The organism is Secundilactobacillus folii, from assembly GCF_009720675.1.
Classification (GTDB): Bacteria; Bacillota; Bacilli; order Lactobacillales; family Lactobacillaceae; genus Secundilactobacillus; species Secundilactobacillus folii.
Genome location: NZ_WNJO01000050.1, coordinates 1 through 263, shown reverse-complemented (window position 1 = coordinate 263; position 263 = coordinate 1). Strand labels below are relative to the sequence as shown.

The window sequence follows — 263 nt, the reverse complement described above, 5'->3', positions numbered from 1 at the left end:
TGAGATTGGAAGCAATAGTGTTACCACTTTGATCCACAAAGTGAATCGTTGCTTTTTGTGAATTTGGCGTGTAAATAACGTCTACGTTTGGCTTATCTGTTGGCACATCAACGGTCTTCGCAGTCTTTGTGTACCCAGAAACATCTGGTACATCGACTGTATTACCTGGCAAACCAGTTGCTGGAATCCCATTCTCGTAACCTGGAACTGGACTACCATCAGACAACTTCGGCACGATAGTAAACTGAGCATTACCTAATTTG

At 43.0% G+C, this 263-nt stretch carries 1 protein-coding gene; it reads right to left on the bottom strand.

Going from position 1 to position 263, the window contains the following annotated elements; translation table 11 throughout:
- A partial coding sequence (locus GM612_RS12305; protein WP_173021292.1) for a hypothetical protein occupies positions 1 to 263 on the bottom strand: 263 nt, incomplete at both ends.